We start from the raw sequence: 25,132 nt of genomic DNA on the forward strand, positions 1-25,132 counted from the left end.
CAGGGCCGGGCCACGGGGAGGCCGGACAGGACGGCCGAGCGTGACTGTGGTAGTCAGAGCTAGCGGACGGATTGCGTCAGCTAGCACGTCAAACTATAGTCTGGACACATGTCCAGGAGGGTTCGGGTTTCTTGCGCCAGACGATTCGCCCACGTCGGGGCCGCTCTCCGGGATCTGTGAGCTGACCATGCGTATCGCACTGCTGTCGTATCGGAGCAAGACCCACTGTGGCGGCCAGGGTGTCTATGTCCGCCATCTGAGCCGCGGTCTCGTCGAACTCGGCCACGACGTCGAGGTGTTCTCCGGTCAGCCCTACCCCGAGGGGCTGGACCCGCGCGTCCGGCTGACGAAGGTGCCAAGCCTCGACCTCTACCGCGAACCGGACCCGTTCCGCATCCCGCGGCCCAGTGAGATCAAGACCAGCATCGATCTGCAGGAGCTGCTGACGACCTGGACTGCCGGCTTCCCGGAGCCCAAGACGTTCAGCATGCGCGTCGCGCGCCTGCTGGCCGAGCGCCGCGACGACTTCGACGTTGTGCACGACAACCAGTGTCTGGGCACCGGTCTGCTCGACATCGCGGCCTCCGGCCTGCCCGTGGTGGCCACCGTGCACCACCCGATCACCCGCGACAAGGTGGTCGACGTCGCGGCGGCCGCGTGGTGGCGCAAGCCGCTGGTGCGCCGTTGGTACGGCTTCGCGGAGATGCAGAAGCAGGTCGCGCGCCGGATCCCGGAACTGTTGACCGTGTCGTCGACCTCGGCCGCCGACATCGCCGAGGACTTCGCTGTCGATCCGGATCAGCTGCATGTGGTCCCGCTCGGCGTGGACACCCAGTTGTTCCAGCCCGGCCGGCAGCGGGTTCGCAACCGGGTGATCGCGATCGCCAGTGCCGACGTGCCGCTCAAGGGCGTCAGCCACCTGCTGCACGCGGTGGCCAAACTGCGCATCGAGCGCGATCTGGAGCTGCAGCTGGTCGCCAAGCTCGAGCCCAACGGCCCCACCGAGAAGCTGATCGCCGAGCTCGGCATCTCCGACATCGTGCACATCTCCAGCGGGCTGAGCGACTCCGAACTGGCCGGTCTGCTGGCCTCCGCCGAAGTCGCCTGCATCCCTTCGCTGTACGAAGGGTTCTCGTTGCCGGCGGTGGAGGCGATGGCCAGTGGCACCCCGATCGTGGCCAGCCGCGCCGGGGCCCTGCCCGAGGTGGTGGGCACCGATGGGGAGTGCGCGCGGCTGGTGACACCCGCCGACGTCGACGAACTCACCTCCGTGCTCGGCGACCTGCTCGACTCGCCTCTGGAACTCCGGCGCCTCGGCGACAACGGCCGCCGGCGTGCGCTCGAGGTGTTCAGCTGGGAATCCGTTGCCGCACAGACTGTCGCGGTGTACGACCGAGCCTGTGAGAGGGTCACGACATGCTGACCGTGGACTTCGACCGGCTCGGCGTCGGCGCCGGAACCAAGGTGATCGACGTCGGCTGCGGCGCCGGCCGCCACACGTTCGAGGCGTTCCGGCGCGGAGCCGACGTGATCGGGTTCGACCAGAACGCCTCGGACCTCAACGACGTCGACCAGATCCTGCAGGCGATGAAGGACGAGGGCGAGGCGCCGGCCACCGCCAGGGGGGAGGCCGTCAAGGGCGACGCCCTCGACCTGCCCTACCCGGACGGCACATTCGACTGCGTCATCGCCTCGGAGATCCTCGAGCACGTCCCCGAGGATGACCGTGCCATCGCCGAGCTGGTGCGTGTGCTCAAACCGGGAGGCGCACTGGCGATCACCGTGCCGCGTTGGCTGCCCGAGCGGATCTGCTGGGCGTTGTCGGACGAGTATCACGCCAACGAGGGCGGCCACATCCGCATCTACCGGGCCGACGAGCTCCGCGACAAGGTGCTCGCTCACGGCCTGGAGCTCACTTTCACCCATCACGCCCATGCGCTGCATTCGCCGTACTGGTGGCTCAAATGCGCTGTGGGAACCGAGAAGAACGATCACCCGGCGGTGACCGCGTATCACAAGCTGCTGGTGTGGGATATGATGGGCCGGCCGTGGCTCACCCGGGCGGCCGAGGCGGCGCTCAACCCGCTGATCGGCAAGAGTGTCGCTCTCTACTTCAGAAAGCCCCCTGCTGCCGATGCATGACGTCCCCGGTGTGCCGGGCGTCTTCACGCCGGCCCAATGTCGGCAGACCGCTGAGTCGATCGCTGCGACGCAGGAGTCCAGTGGTGCGATCCCGTGGTCGGTCGGCGGGCACACCGATCCGTGGGACCACATCGAGAACGCCATGGCGCTCACCGTGGCGGGCCTGCTGGAACCCGCCCGCGCGGCGTTCGAATGGTCCCGCACCGCCCAGCGTCCGGATGGCAGCTGGCCGATCCAGCTCCGCAACGGGGTGGTCGAGGACGCCAACAGCGACAGCAACTTCTGCGCGTACATCGCCACCGGCGTGTGGCACCACGTGCTGGTCACCGGCGACCGCGCGTTCGCCGAGACCATGTGGCCGGTGGTGGCCAGGGCCATCGACTTCGTCCTCGAATTGCAGTTCGGCACCGGTGAGATCGCTTGGGCGCGAGGACCTTCCGGTGACGCTGACGAGGCGCTGCTGACCGGGTGCGCGAGCATCTACCACAGCATCCGCTGCGCGTTGGCCCTTGCCGACTACGTCGACGACTCGCAGCCCGAGTGGGAGGTCGCGGTCGGCCGTCTCGGTCATGCGATCGCCGAGCACCCGGACCGGTTCGTCACCAAGGACCGCTGGTCGATGGAGTGGTACTACCCGGTGCTCGGCGGCGCACTGCGCGGCCCGAGGGCGCACGCGCGCATCAACGGGCGGTGGGACGACTTCGTGGTGCCCGGTCTGGGCATTCGTTGCGTCGACGACCGGCCATGGGTGACCGGCGCCGAAACCTGTGAGTTGGTCCTGGCTTTGGAGGCGATGGGGGACAGGGCGCGCGCCTACGAGCAGTTCGCCGCGATGCATCATCTGCGCGAGGAGGACGGGTCCTACTGGACCGGTCTGGTGTACGAGGACGGCAAGCGCTGGCCGGTCGAGCGCACCACCTGGACGGGGGCGGCGGTGATCCTGGCCGCCGACGCGTTGTCGTCCACCACGCCGGCCGCCGGCATCTTCCGAGGCGCCGATCTGCCGAAAGGTCTTGAGGGTCAATACGATTGTGCGTGCGCGACCAGCGGACGCTAGTCGGCGCCCAGGGTTCCGGGTTGCCCGCAGATCCGCTCGAGTACCCGCATCGACCCGGTGGCCCGAACCTCCCGGAAGTCGCCGCTGTCGAGGGCGCGCCGGTAGATGAGGAACGGGGCCTGACCGCCGTCGGCCGGATCGGGAAACACGTCATGGATGACCAGTGCGCCGCCCACGGCCACCCAGCGGGCCCACCCGTCGAAGTCGCGGTTGGCGGCCTCCTCGGTGTGCCCACCGTCGATGAACAGCAACCGCAGCGGTGTTCCCCAGCCGCGGGCCACCACCGGGGAGCGTCCGACGACGGCCACGACGTGCTCGTCGAGCCCCGCGGCGTCGAGCGTGTGGCGCAGTGTCGGCAGCGTGTCGAACAGTCCGGTGACCGGATCGACCAGGGTCGCGTCGTGGTACTCCCACCCGGCCTGATGTTCCTCGGATCCGTGATGGTGGTCGACGGTGTAGATCAGGCCTCCGGTCTGCTGTGCCGCGGCGCCCAGCATGACCGTGGACTTGCCGCAGTACGTGCCGATTTCGACCCCGACGCTGTCGGCGAGGTACTGCAGGGCGGTGTCATAGAGGGCGCGCCCCTCGTCGGCGGGCATGAACCCGGTGACCTGTTCCGCGAGCTCGAAAAGGGCTGCCGCGGCAGGCGGAAGCGCGGAGTCGGTGCCGGCTGGACGGCTCGCCGTCGTGTCACTCATCGTGCCCAACTTACCGCCACCGGCCCCTAGTGGTTGACCCCTGGTTGTAGTAGCGTCCGGACATGTGTCCGATCCGGCTCTGGAGTCGACTCGGCGTCGCCTGACGGCCCGGCAGGCCGACACGGTGGACCGCTTGGGGCGTGCCGCGGTCGAACTGCTCACACGGCACGGATATGCGGCCCTGACCGTGCGCCGGGTGGCCGCCGAGGCCGGTGTCGGGTCCGCCACGGCCTACACCTACTTCTCGTCCAAGGAACATCTTGTCGCCGAGGTGTTCTGGCGCCGGCTGGCCGCTTCGCCAGAGGTCGAGCACGGGTCGGATGACCCCGCCGCCCGGGTTACCGCGGTACTCGGGCACATCTCGTCGCTCGTCGCCGACGACCCGGACTTCGCCGGGGCGGTGACCACCGCGCTGCTCGGCAAGGATCCGGACGTCGAGGTGCTGCGGTTGCGCATCGGCCGCGACATCCGGGACCGCTTGTCGGCGGCGCTGGGAGCCGGCACCGATCCCGACGTCATCGATGCGCTGGAGATGCTCTATTCGGGCGCACTGGTGCGCGCCGGCATGGGGTACGCGTCGTACTCCGAGATCGTGGCGAAGCTGGAGAAGTCGGCGCGATTGATGCTGGCCTGACAGTCAGCGCGTGCCGACCAGTGCGGTGGCCGCGGCGACCGCGGTGTCGGCGATGCCGTGCACGTCGCGTCCGTCCTCGACGAAAAGGGCGGTGAGCTCCCGCAGTCCGCCGAGCAGCAGGACCGCCATCGGCGAGGCGATCGGCACGATCCCGGCCCGCTGGAACCCAGGGTTGCTCGTCAGCGACACCAGCAGCCCGGTCAGGTCACGCATCACCTGACGATGCAGGGGACGCGCGGCCGCGCCGAGCGCGGGGGCTTCCCGGATCCAGCACAGTGTGATCGCCGGGCGCGCACTGATGTGTTCGACGTAGGCGTCCACGGCTTGCCGAATCTGCTGCTGCCAGTCCACATCCGGTTGGACGGTCGCCCGGATGTGGGCGATCAGGTCGGCGTTGTTGCGGCGCAACAACTCGATGAGGCACTCTTCCTTGCTCGCGAACTGTTCGTAGAACGTGCGCTTGGAGGTGCGGGCATGCCGCACGACATCGGCGACCGTGCTGTCGCGGTATCCGCGTTCGACGATGGACGACGTCAATCCATCGAGCAGTCGGTCGGTCACCGACGCGTCGCGGCTGACCGGAACCGGAATCGTCACTTTCGTCTTCACCCTTGCAGCCTGTGGTACCAACCGGTACCGTACCGTATTACACCGTGGTACACAGAAGTACCAGCGCCGTCACCGGGGAGTCCGATGAGCGAAGCGACCATCACCGCAGACCACTCGACCGCGGCGGCCGGCCGGCCGGTGCGGCTGCCACCCACCCCGCGGATACCGAAAGTTCTTCAGGCGGTTGGATTTTCGCTGTCCCGGCAGTGGACGGTGGCGCAGATCGTGCGCCGCTACGGTGACGTATTCACCATGACCTTGCCGGTGTTCGGCCGGACGGTGATGGTGACCGATCCGGCGTTGGCCAAGCAGCTGTTCATGGCCAACACCGACGACGTCGGCAACATCCAACCCAATCTGTCCCGCGTGCTGGGTTCGGGTTCGGTGTTCGCCCTCGACGGCGCCGACCACCGCAGGCGGCGCAAGTTGCTCACCCCGCCGTTCCACGGCAAGAGCATCAAGAACTACGAGCGGATCTTCGAAGAGGAGACGCTGCGGGAGGCCGCCGACTGGCCGGAGGGCCAACCGTTCGAGACGCTCGAGCCGATGATGCGGATCACCCTGAACGCGATCCTGCGGGCGGTGTTCGGCGCCGACGGCGCGCACCTCGACGAGTTGCGCCGGATCATCCCGCCATGGGTCACGCTCGGTTCGCGCCTGGCGGTCCTGCCGACCCCGCAACGCACGTACGGACGTTTCAGCCCGTGGGGCCGGCTGGCCGCCTACCGGCGCCGCTACGACGAGGTCATCGGCCGGCTGATCGACGCCGTGCAGGCCGACCCGAATTTCGGCACCCGCGATGACATCCTGGCGCTGTTGCTGCGCAGCACCTACGAGGACGGCTCGACGATGTCGCGGCAGGACATCGGTGACGAGCTGCTGACCCTGCTGGCCGCCGGGCACGAGACCACCGCGGCGACCCTGGGCTGGGCGTTCGAGCGCATCAGCCGTCACCCCGAGGTGCTGGCCGAACTCATGGCCGAGGTGGACAGCGGCGGCAACGAGTACCGGCAGGCGACCATTCTGGAGATCCAGCGTGCGCGCACCGTGATCGACTTCGCCGGCCGCCACGTCTACTCGCCGACCTTCGAGCTCGGCGAGTGGGTGATCCCGCGCGGCTATTCGATCGTCGTCGCCATCGGTCAGGTACATCACCGCTCGGACGACTTCCCGGATCCCGAGCGCTTCGACCCGCGGCGGTTCCTGGGCCAGCGCCCTCCCACTTTCGCGCACCTGCCCTTCGGCGGCGGCACCCGGCGCTGCGTGGGGGCGGTGTTCGCCAACGTCGAGATGGATGTGGTGCTGCGAACGGTGTTGCAGCACTTCGAGATCGAGACGACCGCCGCGCCGGGGGAGAAGATGCACTCGCGGGGAGTGGCGTACACGCCCGCCGACGGCGGGCGAGTGGTCATGCGCCGCCGTCGGACGGGCCCGGCGTGAAATCAGACCGCCACGGCGTGCCGTGAATTAAACCGCCACGGCGTGCCGTGAATTAAACCGCCACGGCGTGCCGTGAATTAAACCTGAGCGCGCCGGGGCAGCTTCCAGCCGGGCCGCGGGAAGTGGCAGGTGTAGCCGTTCGGGTAGCGCTCCAGATAGTCCTGGTGCTCGGGCTCGGCCTCCCAGAAGTCCGGCGCCGGACTGACTTCGGTGACGACCTTGCCGGGCCACAGACCTGACGCGTCGACGTCGGCGATGGTGTCCAGCGCGATCTGGCGCTGCTCCTCGTCGACGTAGAAGATCTCCGACCGGTAGCTCGTGCCGACGTCGTTGCCCTGCCGGTTCTTCGTGGTCGGGTCGTGGATCTGGAAGAAGAACTCCAGCAGCGCGCGGTAGTCGGTCTGGGTGGGGTCGTAGACGATCTCGATCGCCTCGGCGTGCCCGGGATGATTGCGGTAGGTCGGATGGTCGTTCTGCCCGCCCGTGTAGCCCACTCTCGTGGACACGACGCCGGGCTGCTTGCGGATCAGGTCCTGCATGCCCCAGAAGCACCCGCCCGCCAGTACGGCTCGCTTGTAGTCGCTCACGCCTGCTCCTCTTCGGTCGCTTCGGATAATCCACGGTACTGCGCGCGGGTAAAACGGGGCGCGCACCGCGTTTAGTCCGGCCGCAGCCGCCGGTGGCTATCCTCTGCAGGATGCGTGTCCTCGCGGCGGTGACGGTCCTGTGGGCGATTCTGCTGACGCTTGCCGGGCCGGCCTCCGCTGAGCCGGCTGCGCCGGTCGCGGTCCCCGAGACACCGCCCGGCACCCCTGCGGCGATGTTCGCCGACGACCCGGCGATCGTGCACGCCTACCCCACGCGGCCGCAGTCCTGGAGCCGGCTCCCCGACGAACGGGCGGTGCGGCTGCACTTCACCAGCGGCACCCCGCAGTGCTACGGCGTCACCGCGACGGTGCAGGAGAACACCGACGAGGTGCTCGTCGACCTGCGCACCGGCACCCTGCCTCAGGCCGTCGACCGGGCCTGCATCGCGATCGCGCTGTTCGGCGCGCTCGACGTGCCCCTGGAGCAACCGCTCGGCGCGCGGCGCGTGCTCAGCGTGACCTGACGCGGCCCTGGACAAGCCCTCGACAGGCCCTCGACAACGGCCGCTAGAACGTGTTCTATTTCGGGGTGTGGCGGCCAACACTTTCACCCGGGACGAACTCGTCGCGGCGTTCACCGAATTCGAGAAGACGGTCGACCGGGCGGCGCGGACCAGGGACTGGGATCCGTGGGTTGACCAGTACACCGACGACGTCCTCTACATCGAGCACGCGGCCGGGACGATGCGCGGCCGCGAGGAGGTGCGGCCGTGGATTTGGCGCACCATGGAGTCGTTTCCCGGCAGCTACATGACGTCGTTCCCGTCGCGGTGGAGCGTCATCGACGAAGGCACGGGCAGGATCATCTGCGAGCTCGACAACCCGATGCGCGATCCCGGTGACGGCACCGTCATCAGCGCCACCAACATCTCGATCCTGACCTACGCCGGCGACGGCAGGTGGCAACGGCAGGAAGACGTGTACAACCCGCTGCGGTTCGTGGCGGCGACGGTGAAATGGTGCCGGAAGGCAGAGGAACTCGGCACGTTGCCCGACGTCGCGGCGGAGTGGATGGCCAAGTACGGCGGCGCCCGATGACCGGACCGTCTGCTGTCGCACCGCCGGCCCCGGTGCTCGTCATCGGCGCCAACGGCTACCTCGGCAGCCACGTCACCCGCCGGCTCGTCGCCGACGGTCACCGGGTGCGGGTGATGGTGCGCGACGGCGCCAACACCGTCGGCATCGACGATCTGGACGTGACCCGCTTCGTCGGGGACATCTGGGACGACGAGGTGGTGCGCAGCGCGATGACCGGGTGTGAGGTGGTGTACTACTGCGTCGTGGACACCCGCGGCTGGCTGCGGGACCCGGCGCCGTTGTTCCGCACCAACGTCGACGGCACCCGCAACGTGCTCGACATCGCCGTCGAACCGGCCGTCGCGGCGGGGCTGAAGAAGTTCGTGTTCACCAGCAGCTACGTGACCGTCGGGCGCCGCCGCGGGACGGTGGCCACCGAGGCCGACGTGCTCGGCGACCGTGAACTCACCCGCCTGACCCCGTACGTCCGCTCGCGGGTGCAGGCCGAGAACCTGGTCATGGCGTACGCGCGGGAACAGGGACTGCCGGCGGTGGCGATGTGCGTATCCACCACCTACGGCGCCGGCGACTGGGGCCGCACCCCGCACGGGGCGATCATCGCCGGTGCGGCCTACGGGAAGCTGCCCTTCGTGATGAGTGGCATCGAGCTGGAAGCCGTGGGCGTCGACGACGCGGCCGCAGCGCTGGTGCTGGCCGCCGAGAAGGGCCGTGTCGGGGAGCGCTACCTGATCTCGGAGAAGATGATCTCCAACGCCGAGGTGGTGCGGATCGCCGCCGAGGCGGCCGGGGTGCCGGCGCCGACGAGGTCGATTCCGCTGCCGCTGTCGTACGCGATGGCGGCGCTGGGCAGCGTGAAGGCCCGGCTGCAGCGCACCGACGAACGGCTCTCGCTGGGCTCGCTGCGCCTGATGCGCGCCGAGGCGCCGGTCGACTGCAGCAAGGCGCGAGACGAACTCGGTTGGCGGCCCGGACCGGTCGAAGAGCCGATCCGGGAGGCGGCGAAGTTCTGGGTCGGCCTGCGGCGAGCCAAGCAGGCCCGAGTCACCGGGTGACCGACAAGCTGCGCGTCGACCTGCGCGGTGCGCCCCAGACGATGCTGGCGACGCTGTACGCCAAGGCGCTCGATGCTGACAGTCCCGGCTCGGTGCTCAACGACACCTGGGCCGCAGACATCGTCGGCCAGATCGACTACGACTGGAAGACGACGACGATCACCACCCGCAACGCCCCGTCGGTCACCCTGCGTTCGGCGCACTTCGACTGTTGGGCAAGGCAATTCCTCTCCGAGCGCCCTGACGCGGTGGTGCTTCACCTCGGGTGCGGTCTGGACAGCCGCTACTTTCGTATCGCGCCGGGCGACGGCGTCGATTGGTACGACATCGACTACCCGCAGGTGGCGGCGCTGCGGAAGCGCTTCGTCGTGGCAGCGTCGGTCACCGACCCGGCGTGGCTTGCCGGCATCGCCGATGACAGGCCGACGCTGGTGCTCGGCGAGGGGCTGACCATGTACCTTCGCGACACCGACGGCATCGCGTTGCTGAGGCGGGTGGTCGACCGGTTCCCGTCCGGCGAACTGCAATTCGACGCGTTCAACTGGCTGGGGATCAAGCTCCAGTGGTCCAATGCGGTGGTCCGCCGCTCCGGCTCCACGCTGTACTGGGCGATCAACGGGCCGGCCGACATCCTCGAGTCCGTACCGGGAACGCGTCTGTTGCAATGGGTTCCGGTGTTCGAATCGGACGCGTTCGCACGTGTCCCGGCCTTCTACCGGGTGCTGGGCGCGGCGATGAACCGGATTCCCGGCGTGCGGACGATGGCGCAGTTTCACCGCTACGCGTTCTGAGCGCGCAGCGCACTGCTGCGACAATCTGTCGGTGCTCACTCGCTTGCCGGTGAACGGCCACGTGTCCCACTGGTTCGACGGACTGCCGATCAGCCGCGCGCCGCTGCCGGGGACCCGGGACGCCGATGTCTGCATCGTCGGCGCCGGCTACACCGGCCTGTGGACCGCGTACTACCTCAAGCGCGCGGACCCGTCGCTGCGCGTGGTCGTGCTGGAGGCGCGCTTCGCCGGGTACGGGGCGTCAGGGCGCAACGGCGGATGGCTGTCGGGTCTGGTTCCCGGCGACCGTGAGCGCATGGCGCACCGGTATGGCCGCGACGGGGTGATCGCGTGGCAGCGCGCGCTCAACGACGCCGTCGACGAGGTGATCGGCGTCGCCGACCGGGAAGGCATCGACGCCGGCATCGTCAAGGGCGGCACCTTGGAGGTGGCCCGCAACGCCGCGCAGGCCACCCGACTGGCCGCGGCGCTGGACGCCGAACGTCGCTGGCAGGTCGACGGTGTCGAAGCGCTGACCGCACCCGAAGCAGCCCGACGGATCCGGCTCGACGGCGTGGTCGCCGCCTACCACAACCCGCACTGCGCCCGGATCCAGCCGGCGCACCTGGTGCGCGGCCTGGCCGACGCCGCTGAACGGCTCGGCGTGGTCATCCACGAGCGGTCCCCGGTCACCGAGATCCGACCGGGCCGCGCCGCCACGCCGTGGGGCGCGGTGAACGCCGGGGTGGTGCTGCGGGCCACCGAGGGCTTCACCGCCGGCTTGCCGGGTCTGAAGCGGCGGTGGCTGCCCATGAACAGTTCGATGATCGCGACGGACCCGATTCCCGCAGAGCTCTGGGACACCATCGGGTGGCACGGCCGGGAGACCCTCGGCGACCTCGCGCACGGGTTCTTCTACGCCCAGCGCACCGTCGACGACCGCATCGCGATCGGCGGGCGCAGCGTGCCCTACCGGTTCGGATCCCGCACCGACCGGGACGGGCGGGTGCCCGAACGCACCATCGCGCGCCTCGCCGCGACCCTGAGGGCCGTGCTGCCACAGGTGTCCCACGTGCCGATCGCGCACGGCTGGTGCGGTGTGCTGGCCGTCCCCCGCGACTGGGAGGCGGCCGTCGACTTCGACAGCTCGACCGGGCTGGGCTGGGCCGGCGGCTACGTCGGGCACGGCGTCACCGCGACCAACCTCGCCGCGCGCACGCTGACCGACCTGGTGTGCGGCCGCGAGTCGGAACTGACCGCGCTGCCCTGGGTCGGTCACCGCGCGAAGAACTGGGAACCGGAGCCGCTGCGCTGGCTGGGCGTGCGCGGCATGTACCTGACCTACCGGGCCGCCGACTGGCACGAGGCTCGCGGCACCAGGCGCACCTCGCCCATCGCGGTGGTGGCGGACAGGATCGCCGGCCGCCCGCACTGAGCGTTCAATGGTGACATGACCGACCGACCCGTCCGCGAACCCTCGCCGGCCCATCCCATCACCGTCGTACCTACCGGCCGCCACGTCGTGGTCCGGGTCAACGGTGAGGTCATCGCCGAAACCGATGCCGCCTTCACGTTGCAGGAGGCGTCCTACCCTGCGGTGCAGTACATACCGTTGGCCGATGTGGCGGCCGACCGGCTGCGTCCCAGCGGCACCGCGACCTACTGTCCGTACAAGGGCGACGCCGGCTACTACGACATCGTCGCCGGCGGCCAGACCGTGCCGGACGCGGTGTGGACCTACCGCGAGCCGTACCCCGCCGTCGCGCAGATCGCCGGTCACGTCGCCTTCTACGCGGACAAGGCCGATGTCACCGTCGACCCCTAGGCTGACGTGATGCGGATTTCGGCCAGCGTCGCGTTCGCCGGCCCCGTCAATCTCGGCTGGACACTGTCTCCGCTGCGCCGCGGCCGGGGCGACCCGTGCTACCACGACGCGCCCGACGGAGCGATCTGGCGGACCAGCCTGATGCGCAGCGGCGCGGTCACCGCGCGGCTCAGTCGCGGCGCGCCCGGCGTCGTCGACTGCGAAGCGTGGGGTCCCGGCGGTGCGGAGTTCGCCGACACGCTGTCCGCCCTGCTGGGCGCCGACGACGACACCTCGGGATTCGATCCGCAGGAACCCACGGTCGCCGCCGCCCTGCGCAAGGCGCCGCACCTGCGGCTGGGCCGCACCGGCCGGGTGCTGGAGGCGCTCATCCCGGCCGTCCTGGAACAGCGGGTCGTCGGCAAGGACGCATTCGGGTCGTGGCGCCGGTTGGTGACCCGCTACGGCTCGCCCGCCCCCGGCCCCGCGCCCGAACACATGCGGGTGCCGCCGTCCGCGGACGTCTGGCGGCGCGTCCCGTCGTGGGAATTCCACCTCGCCAACGTCGACCCCGGCCGGGCGCGCACCGTCGTCGGCTGTGCGCAACGCGCCGACGCCCTGGAGCGGCTGGTCGGCCGGCCCGCCGAGGCGGCCCGCACCGCGATGATGTCGCTGCCCGGGGTCGGCATCTGGACCGCCGCCGAGACCGCTCAACGGGCATTCGGAGACGCCGACGCGCTCTCCGTCGGCGACTACCACCTGGCCAAGGTGGTCGGCTGGACTCTGCTGGGCCGCCCGATCGACGACCCGCAGATGATCGACCTGCTCGAACCCATGCGACCGCACCGGCACCGCGCCGTGCGGCTGCTCGAAGTCAGCGGTCTGGCGTTCAAACCGCGCTTCGGCCCGCGCCTGTCGATTCCGCGCCTGGCCGATCTGTGACCTTCGCGTCACTTGTGGTTACCTACCCACACACCGGGTACACGGGGCGGGACAGTCGATCGTGCGAAGGAGCAAGTAATGACTGCGTTCACCGTTCCCGGCCTGACCGACAAGCAGGGGGCCGAAGTCGCCGAGCTGCTGCAGAAAGCGCTCAGCAGGTATAACGACCTTCACCTGACCCTCAAACACGTCCACTGGAATGTGGTGGGGCCCAACTTCATCGGCGTCCACGAGATGATCGACCCGCAGGTCGAGCTGGTGCGCGGCTACGCCGACGAGGCTGCCGAGCGTATCGCCGCGCTGGGGCAGTCGCCGCTGGGTACCCCCGGCGCGATCATCAACGACCGCACCTGGGATGACTACTCGGTCAACCGCGACACCGTGCAGGCGCACCTGGCCGCACTCGATCTGGTCTACGTGGGCGTCATCGAGGACACCCGCAAGAGCATCGAGCGACTCGGGGAACTCGACCCGGTGTCCGAGGACATGCTGATCGGCCATGCCGCCGAGCTGGAGAAGTTCCAGTGGTTCGTCCGGGCGCACCTGGAGAACTCCGGGGGGCAGTTGGTCAACGAAGGCGCCGAGACGGAGAAGTCCGCGGCGTCGAAGGCCAAGAAGAACTCGTAACGCCGCGACTGCCGCCGGGGAGCACGTCGCCTCGCACCGGGTGGGCGACGGGTTCCCCGGCGGCGCTCACCGGTAGGCGGTCAGGCGGGCCGCGATGGCGGTCCGGCCGTCGCGCCCCACCGCACGGGCGTCGGCCACGGCGCTGCTGCGCCCGGTGTGGCTGGCCTCGGCCCGGTAGTGCGACTGTTCGCCGCCGTGGAAGGGCCGCAGGAAGTTCACCCGCAGTGACGCGGTGCGGTACTCGTGCAGCGTGCCATGGTTCACCGCGGCGTTGCCGACCAACTCCAGTCCCATCGACGCCACACCGCCGTGCACCGCTCCGACACTGTTGTTCAGCACCGGGTCATCACCCTGGACCAAAACCGCTGTCGTGCCACCGGATTCGCCGACACTGACCGCCATCAGCTGATCCAGGCGGGGACCCGGCAGCGTTCCGCCCGGCCCGTCCGGCCACGGGGCCAAGGTGTCCGGCACGGTGATGTAGAACGACCGGACCGTCGCGGTGGCGATCACCTCGGCGCCCACGCTCAGTTCGCACACGCTCAGCGCGACCAGCCCCTTGCGGCCCAGCGGCGTGGCCACCGCGACCACGTCGCGCCCGGGCGCCGCCGCGATGATGTCGGCGGCCTCGGGCACCAGTTCGAGGGACAGTTCGCTGGACACCGTCCACTCCCGGGGACTGCGGCGCGCGTGGTTGATCAGCCCGCCGGCGTGGTCGACCAGCATCGCCACCGGAGCGGTGGTGGCGGCACCGGTCAGCGGGTTGACCAGACCGGCGGCCGGGATGGACGCGACGCAGCGGTCGCTGTGCTCCTCGGCCGTCTCGATCCCGAAGCGACCCAGTGGCGTGTTCAGCGGATACGGCACACTTGCAGCTTGACCGCCGGGGCGCGCACTCATACCCCTGCGGGGTATATGAGAACGTCGGCCCGGAACTGACGTCCATTCTGGGATTGCCGAAGATGTTGGCGCCCAGGGCCTTTCAGTGCCGAGGGGGTCGGCGTGCAGATGTGGCCCGCCGGCGGGTGAGTTTGCCGGCGGCGGACAGGGCCGTCCGGCCGGCGGATCGAGTTTCCTAAGAATCCGGAAAGGCTTTGCGCAAAGATATCTACACTCATCGATGCAGCGCAGGGGCACCTTGCTGGGTAGCTCAGCAAAGTTACATCGCAGTGGCGCCCCAGATGTGATCCAGTTCGCACTGGCCGCCCCCGCGGTGATTGCAGCCGAAAATAGCGGCGCAGCAACGTTATTCAGTTGTGACCTGAGAATTCGCTGTCCGTGACCGGGGAGCACCCGGCGAACGTTGTTAGGTAGGGCTAAGTTGGCATGTCAGGGGCCCTTTGTCATATCGTTTTGAGCACTTGTGGCGCATGGGAAAAAGGGCCGTCGTTCAGTGCTGCACGAAGGCGCCCCCATCGCAGAACCGGCTAACGCTCTCGTCCACGGTTGCCGTCCGTAACTCTCCGCCGAGACGCGTGCATATAGAGGTAGGTGGGAATGGCTCCCAGTCGTCAAGGGCTTTACGACCCGGCATTCGAGCACGACGCCTGCGGCGTGGCGATGGTGGCCGATATGCACGGCCGCCGCAGCCGCGACATCGTGGAGAAGGCGATTACGGCGCTGCTGAACCTCGAACACCGTGGTGCGCAGGGCGCCGAACCCAACACCGGCGACGGCGCCGGCATCCTGCTGCAGGTCCCCGACGAGTTCTTCCGAGCGGTCTGCGACTTCGACCTGCCCGAGCCGGGCAGCTACGCGACCGGCATCGCATTCCTGCCGCAGTCGTCCAAGGACGCCGCCACCGCCTGCGCCGCGGTCGAGAAGATCGCCGAGGCCGAGGGGCTGGCTGTGCTCGGCTGGCGCGACGTGCCCACCGACGATTCGTCGCTCGGGGCGTTGGCCCGCGACGCGATGCCGACGTTCCGGCAATTGTTCCTCGGCGGCGCGACCGGAATGGACCTGGAGCGCCGGGCGTATGTGGTGCGCAAGCGGGCCGAGCACGAGCTCGGCACCAAGGGCCCCGGTCAGGACGGACCCGGCCGGGAAACGGTCTACTTCCCAAGCCTGTCCGGTCAGACGTTCGTCTACAAGGGCATGCTCACCACGCCGCAGCTCAAGGCGTTCTACCTGGACCTGCAGGATGAGCGGCTCACCAGTGCGCTGGGCATCGTGCACTCGCGGTTCTCCACCAACACCTTCCCGTCGTGGCCGCTGGCCCACCCCTTCCGCCGGGTGGCGCACAACGGCGAGATCAACACCGTCACCGGCAACGAGAACTGGATGCGGGCCCGCGAGGCGTTGATCAAGACCGACATCTTCGGGGGCCACGACCTGGAGAAGGTCACCCCGATCTGCACTCCCGGGGCGTCGGACACCGCACGTTTCGACGAGGTGCTCGAACTGTTGCACCTCGGCGGCCGCAGCCTGCCGCACGCGATGCTGATGATGATCCCGGAGGCCTGGGAACGGCACGAGAGCATGGACCCGGCCCGCCGGGCGTTTTACGAGTTCCACGACTCGCTGATGGAGCCGTGGGACGGCCCCGCCTCGGTGTGCTTCACCGACGGCACCGTGATCGGCGCGGTGCTGGACCGCAACGGTCTGCGCCCGTCGCGGATCTGGGTCACGGCCGACGGCCTGGTCGTGATGGCCTCGGAGGCCGGCGTGCTCGACATCGACCCCAGCACCGTGGTCAAGAAGATGCGTCTGCAGCCCGGCCGGATGTTCCTCGTCGACACCGCGCAGGGCCGGATCGTCTCCGACGAGGAGATCAAGGCCCAGCTGGCCGCCGAGCACCCGTACCAGGAGTGGCTCGACGCCGGGCTGTTCAAGCTCGACGAACTGCCGCCGGGCGACTACGTCCGGATGCCGCACCATCGCGTGGTGCTGCGCCAGCAGGCGTTCGGTTACACCTACGAGGAACTGAACCTGCTCATCGCCCCGATGGCGCGTTCCGGCGCCGAGGCACTGGGCTCGATGGGCACCGACACCCCCATCGCGGTGCTGTCGGCGCGCCCGCGGATGCTCTACGACTACTTCCAGCAGTTGTTCGCCCAGGTCACCAACCCCCCTCTGGACGCCATCCGCGAGGAGGTCGTCACCAGCCTGCAAGGTGCGGTGGGTCCGGAGGGCGACCTGCTCAACCCCGGTCCGGAATCGTGCCGCCAGATCGTGCTGCAGCAGCCGATCCTGCGTAACGCCGAGCTGTCGAAGCTCATCTGCGTCGACCCCGACCACGAGGTCCGCGGCCACAAGCACGGGATGCGCGCGGCCGTCATCCGCTGTCTGTACCCGGTGAACCGGGGCGGTCAGGGCCTCAAGGAGGCCCTCGACAACGTGCGGGCCAAGGTCTCGGCCGCGATCCGCGAGGGCGCCCGCATCATCGTGCTGTCCGACCGCGAGTCCAACGAACAGTTGGCGCCGATCCCGTCGCTGCTCAGCGTGTCCGCGGTGCACCACCACCTGGTGCGTGAGCGCACCCGCACCCAGGTCGGTCTCGTCGTCGAGGCCGGCGACGCGCGCGAGGTGCACCACATGGCCTGCCTGGTCGGCTTCGGCGCCGCGGCCATCAACCCCTACATGGCCTTCGAGTCCATCGAGGACATGGTCGACCGCGGCGTGATCTCGGATATCAGCAGCGACGAGGCCAAGGCCAACTACGTCAAAGCCGCAGGCAAGGGTGTGCTGAAGGTGATGTCCAAGATGGGCATCTCCACGCTCGCGTCGTACACCGGTGCCCAGCTGTTCCAGGCCATCGGAATCAGCCAGAAGGTGCTCGACGAGTACTTCACCGGCCTGACCTGCCCGGTCGGCGGCATCGATCTCGACGACATCGCCGACGACGTCGCTGCCCGGCACGCGATCGCCTACCTGGACCGCCCCGACGCGCGGGCGCACCGCGAACTCGAGGTCGGCGGCGAATACCAGTGGCGCCGCGAGGGCGAGTACCACCTCTTCAACCCGGACACCGTGTTCAAGCTGCAGCACTCCACCCGCACGGGGCAGTACTCGATCTTCAAGGAGTACACCGAGCTCGTCGACGACCAGAGCGAGCGGATGGCCTCGCTGCGCGGCCTGCTGAAGTTCCGCGACGGCCAGCGGCCGCCGGTGCCGCCGGAGGAGGTCGAGCCGGCCACCGAGATCGTCAAGCGCTTCTCGACCGGCGCGATGAGCTACGGCTCGATCTCGGCGGAAGCCCACGAAACCCTCGCGATCGCGATGAACCGGCTCGGCGGGCGGTCGAACTCGGGTGAGGGCGGCGAGTCCGTGGCACGGTTCGACCGCGACGAGAACGGTGACTGGCGCCGCAGTGCGATCAAGCAGGTGGCGTCGGGCCGGTTCGGCGTGACGAGTCACTACCTGACCAACTGCACCGACATCCAGATCAAGATGGCCCAGGGCGCCAAGCCCGGTGAGGGCGGGCAGTTGCCCGGACACAAGGTGTACCCGTGGGTGGCCGAGGTGCGGCACTCCACGCCGGGTGTCGGCCTGATCTCGCCGCCGCCGCATCACGACATCTATTCCATCGAGGATCTCGCACAGCTGATCCACGATCTGAAGAACGCCAACCCGCAGGCCCGGGTGCACGTGAAGCTGGTGTCGGAGAACGGGGTCGGCACCGTCGCCGCCGGCGTCTCCAAGGCGCACGCCGACGTGGTGTTGATCTCCGGACACGACGGCGGCACCGGCGCGACCCCGCTGACGTCGATGAAGCACGCCGGTGCACCCTGGGAGCTCGGTCTGGCCGAAACGCAACAGACGTTGCTGCTCAATGGTCTTCGCGACCGCATCGTCGTGCAGGTAGACGGTCAGCTCAAGACCGGCCGTGACGTGGTCATCGCCGCGCTGCTGGGTGCCGAGGAGTTCGGTTTCGCGACAGCGCCGCTGGTGGTGGCCGGATGCATCATGATGCGCGTCTGCCACCTCGACACCTGCCCGGTGGGGGTGGCCACGCAGAACCCGCTGCTGCGCCAGCGGTTCAACGGCAAGCCGGAGTTCGTCGAGAACTTCTTCCTCTTCATCGCCGAAGAGGTGCGGGAACTTATGGCGCAGTTGGGTTTCCGCACCGTCAACGAAATGGTCGGTCAGGTCGGGGCGCTGGACACCACGCAGGCCGCCGAGCACTGGAAGGCCCACAAGCTGGACCTGTCGCCGGTGCTGCACGAGCCGGAGTCGGCGTTCATGAACCAGGACCTGTACTGCAGCTCGCGCCAGGACCATGGTCTGGACAAGGCGCTCGATCAGCAGTTGATCGTGCAGTGCCGCGAGGCTCTGGATGCCGGTTCCCCTGTTCGCTTTTCTACTACGATCGCCAACGTCAACCGCACCGTCGGCACCATGCTCGGCCACGAGGTCACCAAGGCCTATGGCGGGCAAGGGCTTCCGGACGGCACCATCGACATCACCTTCGAGGGGTCGGCGGGCAACAGCTTCGGCGCGTTCCTGCCCAGAGGAATCACTCTGCGCGTCTACGGTGATGCCAACGACTATGTGGGCAAGGGCCTGTCCGGCGGCCGGGTGGTGGTGCGGCCGTCCGACAACGCGCCGGGCGACTATGCGGCAGAAGACAACATCATCGCCGGCAACGTGCTGTTGTTCGGTGCCACCAGCGGGCAGATGTTCCTGCGCGGCCAGGTCGGCGAGCGCTTCGCGGTCCGCAACTCGGGCGCCCACGCGGTGGTCGAGGGAGTCGGCGACCACGGCTGCGAGTACATGACCGGTGGCCGCGTGGTCATCCTCGGCCCCACGGGTCGCAACTTCGCGGCGGGCATGTCGGGCGGTATCGCCTACGTGTACGACCCCGACGACACGCTGGCCGAGAATCTCAACGCCGAGATGGTGGAACTCGAGGACATGGGCGGTGTCGATTCCGAAGACGCCGTCTTCGTCCGAGACATGATCCAGGCACACGTCGACGCCACCGATTCCACGGTGGGGCAACGGATCCTGGCGGGATGGAACGGATCGGAATCAGAAGTGCGCAACTTCAAGAAGGTCATGCCGCGCGACTACAAGCGTGTGCTGGCTGCGATCGCCGACGCCGAAGCGCAGGGCGCTGACGAGAACGGTGTCGCCGAGGCGATCATGGCGGCCGCAAATGGCTGACCCCCGCGGCTTTCTGAAGATCACCGAGCGCGAGACGCCGAAGCGGCGTCCGGTGGACCTGCGTCTGAAGGACTGGAAAGAGGTCTACGAGGACTTCTCCCACGACACGCTCAAGGCGCAGGCCGGCCGCTGTATGGACTGCGGTATTCCGTTCTGTCACAACGGATGTCCACTGGGTAACCTCATCCCGGAGTGGAACGACCTGGTGCGCACCGGCCGCTGGCGCGACGCGATCGAGCGGCTGCACGCCACCAACAATTTCCCGGAGTTCACCGGAAGGCTGTGCCCGGCCCCGTGCGAGGGCTCGTGCGTCCTGGGCATCAACCAGGACCCCGTCACCATCAAGCAGGTCGAAGTCGAGATCATCGACAACGCCTTCGGCGAGGGCTGGGTGGTCCCATTGCCGCCCACCAAGCTGACCGGCAAGACGGTCGCCGTGATCGGGTCCGGTCCTGCGGGACTGGCCGCCGCGCAGCAGTTGACCCGGGCCGGCCACCAGGTGACGGTGTTCGAGCGCGACGACCGCATCGGCGGCCTGCTGCGCTACGGCATCCCCGAGTTCAAGATGGAGAAACGCCACATCGACCGGCGCCTCGACCAAATGCGCGCCGAGGGCACCGAGTTCCGCACCGGCGTCAACGTCGGGGTGGATATCACCGCGGCGCAACTGCGTTCGGAGTTCGACGCGGTGGTGCTCGCCGGTGGCGCGACCGCGCGCCGCGATCTGCCGATCCCGGGGCGGGAACTCGACGGCATCCACCAGGCGATGGAGTACCTGCCGTGGGCCAACCGGGTGCAGCTCGGCGACCCGGTGGTCGATGCCGACGGTCAGCCTCCGATCACCGCGAAGGGCAAGAAGGTGATCATCATCGGTGGTGGTGACACCGGTGCCGACTGCCTCGGCACGTCGCACCGGCAGGGTGCGGTGAGCGTGCACCAGTTCGAGATCATGCCCAGGCCGCCGGAGACCCGTGCCGACTCCACGCCGTGGCCCACCTACCCGCTCATGTACCGAGTGACCTCGGCGCACGAAGAGGGCGGCGAGCGCGTCTATTCGGTCAACACCGAGGAGTTCGTCGGCGAGGACGGCCGGGTGACCGGCCTGCGCGGCCACGAGGTCGTGATGAACGCCGGGAAGTTCGAGAAGGTCGACGGCACGGACTTCCGGATGGACGCCGATCTGGTGTTGCTGGCGATGGGCTTCACCGGCCCGGAGCGCGAAGGCCTGCTGACCGACCTCGGGGTGGAGATCAACGAGCGCGGCAACGTCACCCGTAACGACGCGTTCGCGACGTCGGTGCCCGGCGTGTACGTCGCCGGTGACATGGGCCGCGGTCAGTCGCTGATCGTGTGGGCCATCGCCGAGGGCCGCGCGGCGGCCGCCGCGGTGGACCGCTACCTCATGGGCAACTCCGCGCTGCCGGCGCCGATCAAGCCGACGGCTGCTCCGCAGCGGTAGGCGAGATCGCAATTTCGTAACATCTTGCGGTGCCTATGACGGCCCCTGGGGCGGATTTTGCGACGGTGGCAAGAGGTGAGCTGTCACGAAATGGTGTCAGCTCACCTCTCTAGTCACAGTAGTCACAGCAGAAACATCTGACCTTTCGTTCGGCGTGCCTGCGTCAGTTTGCCAACGGGCAGGTATCTAATGACTTGACGAGGGGGCTGGAGTAACGTGGCTCCCCGGTTCAGCTATTGCACACCGCAGGAGTAATCGCCATGTATCTCAACCCGATTACCCGGACACGGGTGGGTCGAATCGCCTGGACATTGTTCCGTCACCCGGTCAAGAGCCGTGAATTCCCCGCGAAGGCAGAGCGACTGATCACCGCCGACGAGCTCTTGCGCTACGGCGTCTAGCGAACTCCGCGACGGCCGAGCCGCGGCGCGTGGGCGGCCGTGACGGTTTGTTTGCTTGACCGTTATCGATCTGTGACCTCAGCCTTGTTTGCTGTCAAGCAATCCTGATCCTCTGATTTTGTCGGCCAGCGGTTCCAGCACGGCGGGGTCGTACGGCGGCGGCAGGTAGATGATGGCCAGGTCCAGGCCTTCCTCGCCCAGCGCGGCGGCCTCGGAGATCGCCCTGTCGTAATCGTGATCGGGGCTCAGCCGGATGTGGGCCGACAGTCTGATCTCGTACGGGTCGCGGCCGATGTCGGCGCAGTGCCCGGCGAGCACGTCCCGCTTGCGCGCGAACTCTTCAGGCGTCCCGCCGACGAAGTTCCAGTGGTCGGCGTACTGCGCCGTGATACGCAAGGTGCGCTTCTCGCCGCTGCCGCCGATGCAGATCGGCGGGTGCGGCTGTTGCGGGCCTTTCGGTTCGTTGCGCGCGTCCTTGAGTTGGTAGAACTGGCCGTCGAAGCTGGTGGTCTCCTGCGAGAGAAGGCCGCGCAACACCTGGCAGGCCTCCTCGAACCGGTCGAATCTCTCTTTGACCGTGCCCAGTTCGATGCCGTAGGCGCCGGATTCCTCCTCGTTCCAGCCCGCGCCGATACCGAGTTCGAGTCGGCCGTCGGAGACGATGTCGAGTGTGGAGGCCATGTTGGCCAGCACCGCCGGATGGCGGTAGTGAATCCCGGTGACGAGCACGCCGACCCGCAACCGGCGGGTGGCCTGGGCCAGCGCGGTCAGCGTGACCCAGCCCTCCAGGCACGGGCCGGTCGGATCGGAGAAGATCGGATAGAAGTGGTCGAAGGTCCAGCCGGATTCGAAGACGTCGATCTCGTCGGCGGCCTTCCAGACCGTGAGCATGTCGGACCAGGCGGTGTTCTGCGGGGACGTCTTGAAGGCGAATCTCACTGCATCGACTCTAGGCCGATGAGTTTCGCGCTGCTCGCCGGTCAGTACCGCCATGATGGACATGTCCGGGGCCTGTGCCCGCACCGCCACGCTGCTGGGGCAGCTGGCCGACCACCAGTTGAGCGCGGTGACGCCGTGCCGCGACATGGATCTCGGTGCGCTGATCGCGCACATCGGGGGCCTGTCGCTGGCGTTCGAGGCCGCCGCGCGCAAGGACTTCGGCGTGCTGACCGACACGCCGCCACGGTTGGAGGAACGGCCCGACGACGACTGGCGGGAGCTCTACCCGGCCCGGTTGGCCGCGCTGGCCGAGGCGTGGCGGGATCCGGCCGCCTGGCAGGGGACGTCCCGGGCCGGCGGCGTCGACTTCCCCGCAGAGGTCGGCGGCATGATCGCGCTCGGCGAGGTGGTGGTGCACGGGTGGGATGTGGCGGCCTCGGCCGGGTTGCCCTACGCCGTCGAGGACCGGGTGCTGGAAGTCCTGCTGCCCCATGTCGCCGCGTTCGCCGAGGAGCCGGTCGAAGGGTTGTTCGCCGCGCCGGTGCCGGTGTCCGAAGAAGCGCCGCTGCTGGACCGGGTCCTCGGGCTGACCGGCCGCGATCCGTCGTGGACCGCGCCGTGAATCAGTGAGGCTGTCTGCGCGCGTGCGTCCTGGCGTGCTCGATCGCGTCGTCGAGGGTGTCCACCAGATGATTCTCGTGGCGCAGCGATTCGAAGACACCGACATTGGCCAGCAGCGCGGTGTGTTCCGGCCGAACTCCTTTGATGATCACCGTGATGCCGCGGGACTCCAACTCGGTGCAGATCTGCGCCAGGGTGTTGGCGCCGGTGGCGTCGAGCATGCCCAGCTGGGACATGCGGATGATCACGACCGATGTCCGCGGATGGTCGGGGTCGACGATGGCATTCGAGATCCGTTCGGCCACACCGAAGAACATCGCACCGTCCAGCCGCAGCAGGGCGATCTCCTCGTCGCCCGGAACATAGGGTGCGGGTAGCTCCTCCCGGACCACGCTGCTGCGCCTGGCCACACTGCGCAGCGCGAAGAACGCCGCCACCAGCACCCCGATCTCGACGGCCTCGATCAGGTCGAAGCACACCGTGACCGCAGCGGTGAGCACGAACGTCAGCGCGTCGGATCGGGTCGAGGTCAGGATCTTGCGGATGGTGGAGCGCGAGATCATCCGGAAGGACGTCACCATCAACACACCGGCCAGCGCCGCCAGCGGGATCGCCGCCACCGGCCCGGTGGCCAGATAGACGACGCCGAGCAATACGAGCGAGTGCACGATCGCCGAGAGCCGGGTGCGGGCACCCGACCGCACGTTGACGGCCGTGCGCGCGATCGCCCCGGTGGCCGGCATACCGCCGAAAACTCCGGAGGCAACCGAGGCCAGGCCCTGCCCGACGAGCTCCCGGTCCGGGTCGTACGGCCCCGTCGGCGCCATCGTGGCCGCGACCCGCGCCGACAGCAGCGATTCGATGGCGGCCAGCGCGGCGATGGCCAGTGCTGCTCCGAGCAGGTCGCGCAGCGCGTCGACGTCGGCGTGGGGCAGCACCGGCGCGGGAAGATGCGACGGCAACTCGCCGATGGTGGCGACCGACAGGCCCAGCACCGCCACGGCGACAGTCGCCGCGACGACGGCGGCGAGGGACTCCGGGATGGCCCGGTGGACCCGCGGCAGCACGAGCATGAGGACCGCGACGAACGCGATCACACCCAGGGTCTTGCCGGCCTGAGACCAGTCGGCGTGGCTGACCACGTGCCAGGCGGCGGGCAGGGTGCGCTGGCCGGACGGGCCGGCCGCGGAGAACGCCGCCGGGACCTGCTGCAGGAAGATGATCGTGGCGATGCCCAGGGTGAATCCCTCGATGACCGGCCACGGGATGAAGGTGACGGCCCGGCCCAGTCCGGTCACGCCGGCGAGGAGCACGATGACGCCGGCGAGCACGGTCACCAGGGCGATGCTGCCGAGGCCGTGCGCGGCGACGATCGGTGCCAGGACGACGGCCATCGCGCCGGTGGGCCCGGAGACCTGGACCGAGGAGCCGCCGAACACGGCGGCGACCAGGCCGGCGACCACCGCGGTGATCAATCCGGCCGCGGCACCGACGCCTGAGCTGATGCCGAACGCCAGGGCCAGCGGAAGGGCCACCACGCCGACCGTGACGCCGGCCAGGATGTCACGACGCCAGGACCGGGGCAGGTCGGCGTAGTCCCGCCGGTGCGGAAGCAGGCGGCCCAGATTGCGTGCGGCCGTGGCGATCATGGCCGCTTCTCCAGAGGCGGCAGCGCCTTGAGTGTCTTCAACTGGTCGCGTTGCCCGGCCAGGGTGTCGGCCAGAAAGGTGCGGGCGATGATCAGGAGTTCGGAGATCAGGGGGTGGGCGAGTTCGTAGAACACGGCGTTGCCGGTACGGCGCGCGGTCACCACATGATGACGCTTGAGGACAGCGAGGTGCTGCGACAGCAGGGTCGGCTCGAGTCCGGTGGCGGCAAGGATGTCGCTCACCGAAGTCGGGCCGCCGGCGGCGGAGAGGATCTCCAGCACGCGGATGCGCGCCGGGTGAGCAAGCGCCTTGAACAGGTTGGCCTTGATCTCGTAGAGCGGCCGCTGCTGGTCGGCGGGGAAGCGGTCGGGCGTCACCGTGGCCTTAGGAATTGATGGATTGAACGAATCTTCAATCAGGGTAACCCGCCCCGGCCCCGCAGGCGATCGACTGTGCCGGGACTCACTGTGCCGCCGCACTTCACCGGGGTCGGTGCAG

Annotated in this window: 23 protein-coding genes; 16 read left to right on the forward strand and 7 right to left on the reverse strand. The window is 68.7% G+C overall.

Features of this window, described 5'->3' with window-relative positions; translation table 11 throughout:
• Positions 1-187 precede the first annotated feature (187 nt).
• The 3 genes from ACXMYJ_RS06640 to ACXMYJ_RS06650 are packed head-to-tail and all read left to right on the forward strand — an operon-like array spanning position 188 to position 3,199.
• A complete protein-coding gene (locus ACXMYJ_RS06640; protein WP_260755878.1) occupies positions 188-1,423 on the forward strand; it encodes a glycosyltransferase family 4 protein in 1,236 nt (411 codons plus the stop codon).
• Complete coding sequence (locus tag ACXMYJ_RS06645; protein WP_260755877.1) at positions 1,417-2,142, forward strand: class I SAM-dependent methyltransferase; 726 nt, start codon at positions 1,417-1,419, stop codon at positions 2,140-2,142. Before ACXMYJ_RS06640 ends, ACXMYJ_RS06645 begins: the two co-directional genes overlap by 7 nt.
• Positions 2,135-3,199 (forward strand): prenyltransferase, encoded by a 1,065-nt coding sequence (locus tag ACXMYJ_RS06650; protein ID WP_260755876.1) that lies wholly within the window; start codon positions 2,135-2,137, stop codon positions 3,197-3,199. The genes ACXMYJ_RS06645 and ACXMYJ_RS06650 overlap by 8 nt, the downstream gene beginning before the upstream one ends.
• Here the strand turns inward: ACXMYJ_RS06650 and ACXMYJ_RS06655 are convergent.
• Positions 3,196-3,897: a class I SAM-dependent methyltransferase gene (locus tag ACXMYJ_RS06655; protein ID WP_260755875.1), complete on the reverse strand. Its 702-nt coding sequence runs from the start codon at positions 3,895-3,897 to the stop codon at positions 3,196-3,198. The genes ACXMYJ_RS06650 and ACXMYJ_RS06655 overlap by 4 nt on opposite strands.
• Before the next feature lie 64 nt (positions 3,898-3,961).
• Here ACXMYJ_RS06655 and ACXMYJ_RS06660 point away from each other — a divergent pair, with 64 nt between their 5' ends.
• Complete coding sequence (locus ACXMYJ_RS06660; RefSeq protein WP_260755874.1) at positions 3,962-4,531, forward strand: TetR/AcrR family transcriptional regulator; 570 nt, start codon at positions 3,962-3,964, stop codon at positions 4,529-4,531.
• 3 nt (positions 4,532-4,534) lie between these two features.
• On the opposite strand, the gene ACXMYJ_RS06665 is transcribed toward ACXMYJ_RS06660, so the two are convergent.
• Positions 4,535-5,140: a TetR/AcrR family transcriptional regulator gene (locus ACXMYJ_RS06665; protein WP_260755873.1), complete on the reverse strand. Its 606-nt coding sequence runs from the start codon at positions 5,138-5,140 to the stop codon at positions 4,535-4,537.
• Positions 5,141-5,224: 84 nt separating this feature from the next.
• Between ACXMYJ_RS06665 and ACXMYJ_RS06670 the strand changes: the two genes are divergently transcribed.
• Entirely contained in the window at positions 5,225-6,580 is a 1,356-nt protein-coding gene (locus ACXMYJ_RS06670; protein WP_260755871.1) for a cytochrome P450, read from the forward strand.
• 77 nt (positions 6,581-6,657) lie between these two features.
• Here ACXMYJ_RS06670 and msrA read toward each other — a convergent pair whose 3' ends face one another.
• On the reverse strand, positions 6,658-7,167 hold the full coding sequence (msrA, locus tag ACXMYJ_RS06675; RefSeq protein ID WP_260755870.1) for a peptide-methionine (S)-S-oxide reductase MsrA: 510 nt from the start codon (positions 7,165-7,167) through the stop codon (positions 6,658-6,660).
• Positions 7,168-7,277: 110 nt separating this feature from the next.
• Between msrA and ACXMYJ_RS06680 the strand changes: the two genes are divergently transcribed.
• The 8 genes from ACXMYJ_RS06680 to ACXMYJ_RS06715 all read left to right on the forward strand — a co-directional run bounded on the left by ACXMYJ_RS06680 (position 7,278) and on the right by ACXMYJ_RS06715 (position 13,460).
• Positions 7,278-7,691: a hypothetical protein gene (locus ACXMYJ_RS06680; protein WP_260755869.1), complete on the forward strand. Its 414-nt coding sequence runs from the start codon at positions 7,278-7,280 to the stop codon at positions 7,689-7,691.
• Between the two features lie 67 nt (positions 7,692-7,758).
• Positions 7,759-8,265 carry a nuclear transport factor 2 family protein gene (locus ACXMYJ_RS06685; RefSeq protein ID WP_260755868.1) on the forward strand — a complete coding sequence of 169 codons (507 nt, stop codon included), beginning with the start codon at positions 7,759-7,761 and terminating at the stop codon, positions 8,263-8,265.
• Positions 8,262-9,317: an NAD-dependent epimerase/dehydratase family protein gene (locus ACXMYJ_RS06690; protein WP_460354869.1), complete on the forward strand. Its 1,056-nt coding sequence runs from the start codon at positions 8,262-8,264 to the stop codon at positions 9,315-9,317. The genes ACXMYJ_RS06685 and ACXMYJ_RS06690 overlap by 4 nt, the downstream gene beginning before the upstream one ends.
• Positions 9,314-10,108, forward strand: coding sequence for a class I SAM-dependent methyltransferase (locus ACXMYJ_RS06695; protein ID WP_460354872.1), 795 nt, complete (start codon positions 9,314-9,316; stop codon positions 10,106-10,108). The genes ACXMYJ_RS06690 and ACXMYJ_RS06695 overlap by 4 nt, the downstream gene beginning before the upstream one ends.
• A 31-nt stretch (positions 10,109-10,139) precedes the next feature.
• The gene (locus ACXMYJ_RS06700) at positions 10,140-11,522 is read left to right on the forward strand and encodes an NAD(P)/FAD-dependent oxidoreductase (protein WP_260755866.1); all 1,383 of its coding nucleotides are present in this window, start codon (positions 10,140-10,142) and stop codon (positions 11,520-11,522) included.
• A 15-nt stretch (positions 11,523-11,537) separates the two neighbouring features.
• The gene (locus ACXMYJ_RS06705; protein WP_260755865.1) at positions 11,538-11,912 is read left to right on the forward strand and encodes a DUF427 domain-containing protein; all 375 of its coding nucleotides are present in this window, start codon (positions 11,538-11,540) and stop codon (positions 11,910-11,912) included.
• Positions 11,913-11,921: 9 nt separating this feature from the next.
• A complete protein-coding gene (locus ACXMYJ_RS06710; protein WP_260755864.1) occupies positions 11,922-12,833 on the forward strand; it encodes a DNA-3-methyladenine glycosylase family protein in 912 nt (303 codons plus the stop codon).
• Between the two features lie 78 nt (positions 12,834-12,911).
• Positions 12,912-13,460 (forward strand): Dps family protein, encoded by a 549-nt coding sequence (locus ACXMYJ_RS06715; RefSeq protein ID WP_260755863.1) that lies wholly within the window; start codon positions 12,912-12,914, stop codon positions 13,458-13,460.
• A gap of 66 nt (positions 13,461-13,526) precedes the next feature.
• Here ACXMYJ_RS06715 and ACXMYJ_RS06720 read toward each other — a convergent pair whose 3' ends face one another.
• Positions 13,527-14,327, reverse strand: coding sequence for a PaaI family thioesterase (locus tag ACXMYJ_RS06720; RefSeq protein WP_260755862.1), 801 nt, complete (start codon positions 14,325-14,327; stop codon positions 13,527-13,529).
• Positions 14,328-14,957: 630 nt separating this feature from the next.
• Here ACXMYJ_RS06720 and gltB point away from each other — a divergent pair.
• Both gltB and ACXMYJ_RS06730 read left to right on the forward strand, forming a co-directional pair.
• Positions 14,958-19,565 carry a glutamate synthase large subunit gene (gltB, locus tag ACXMYJ_RS06725; RefSeq protein ID WP_460354879.1) on the forward strand — a complete coding sequence of 1,536 codons (4,608 nt, stop codon included), beginning with the start codon at positions 14,958-14,960 and terminating at the stop codon, positions 19,563-19,565.
• Entirely contained in the window at positions 19,558-21,024 is a 1,467-nt protein-coding gene (locus ACXMYJ_RS06730; protein ID WP_260755860.1) for a glutamate synthase subunit beta, read from the forward strand. The genes gltB and ACXMYJ_RS06730 overlap by 8 nt, the downstream gene beginning before the upstream one ends.
• Before the next feature lie 479 nt (positions 21,025-21,503).
• Here ACXMYJ_RS06730 and ACXMYJ_RS06735 read toward each other — a convergent pair whose 3' ends face one another.
• The gene (locus ACXMYJ_RS06735; RefSeq protein WP_460354881.1) at positions 21,504-22,364 is read right to left on the reverse strand and encodes an LLM class F420-dependent oxidoreductase; all 861 of its coding nucleotides are present in this window, start codon (positions 22,362-22,364) and stop codon (positions 21,504-21,506) included.
• 52 nt (positions 22,365-22,416) lie between these two features.
• Between ACXMYJ_RS06735 and ACXMYJ_RS06740 the strand changes: the two genes are divergently transcribed.
• Positions 22,417-22,986: a TIGR03086 family metal-binding protein gene (locus ACXMYJ_RS06740; protein WP_460354884.1), complete on the forward strand. Its 570-nt coding sequence runs from the start codon at positions 22,417-22,419 to the stop codon at positions 22,984-22,986.
• 1 nt (position 22,987) lies between these two features.
• Here ACXMYJ_RS06740 and ACXMYJ_RS06745 read toward each other — a convergent pair whose 3' ends face one another.
• Both ACXMYJ_RS06745 and ACXMYJ_RS06750 read right to left on the reverse strand, forming a co-directional pair.
• Positions 22,988-24,634: a SulP family inorganic anion transporter gene (locus tag ACXMYJ_RS06745; RefSeq protein WP_260755857.1), complete on the reverse strand. Its 1,647-nt coding sequence runs from the start codon at positions 24,632-24,634 to the stop codon at positions 22,988-22,990.
• Entirely contained in the window at positions 24,631-25,011 is a 381-nt protein-coding gene (locus ACXMYJ_RS06750) for an ArsR/SmtB family transcription factor (protein ID WP_260755855.1), read from the reverse strand. Before ACXMYJ_RS06750 ends, ACXMYJ_RS06745 begins: the two co-directional genes overlap by 4 nt.
• Between the last annotated feature and the right edge of the window lie 121 nt (positions 25,012-25,132).

It is taken from the genome of Mycobacterium sp. ZZG (genome assembly GCF_054786995.1).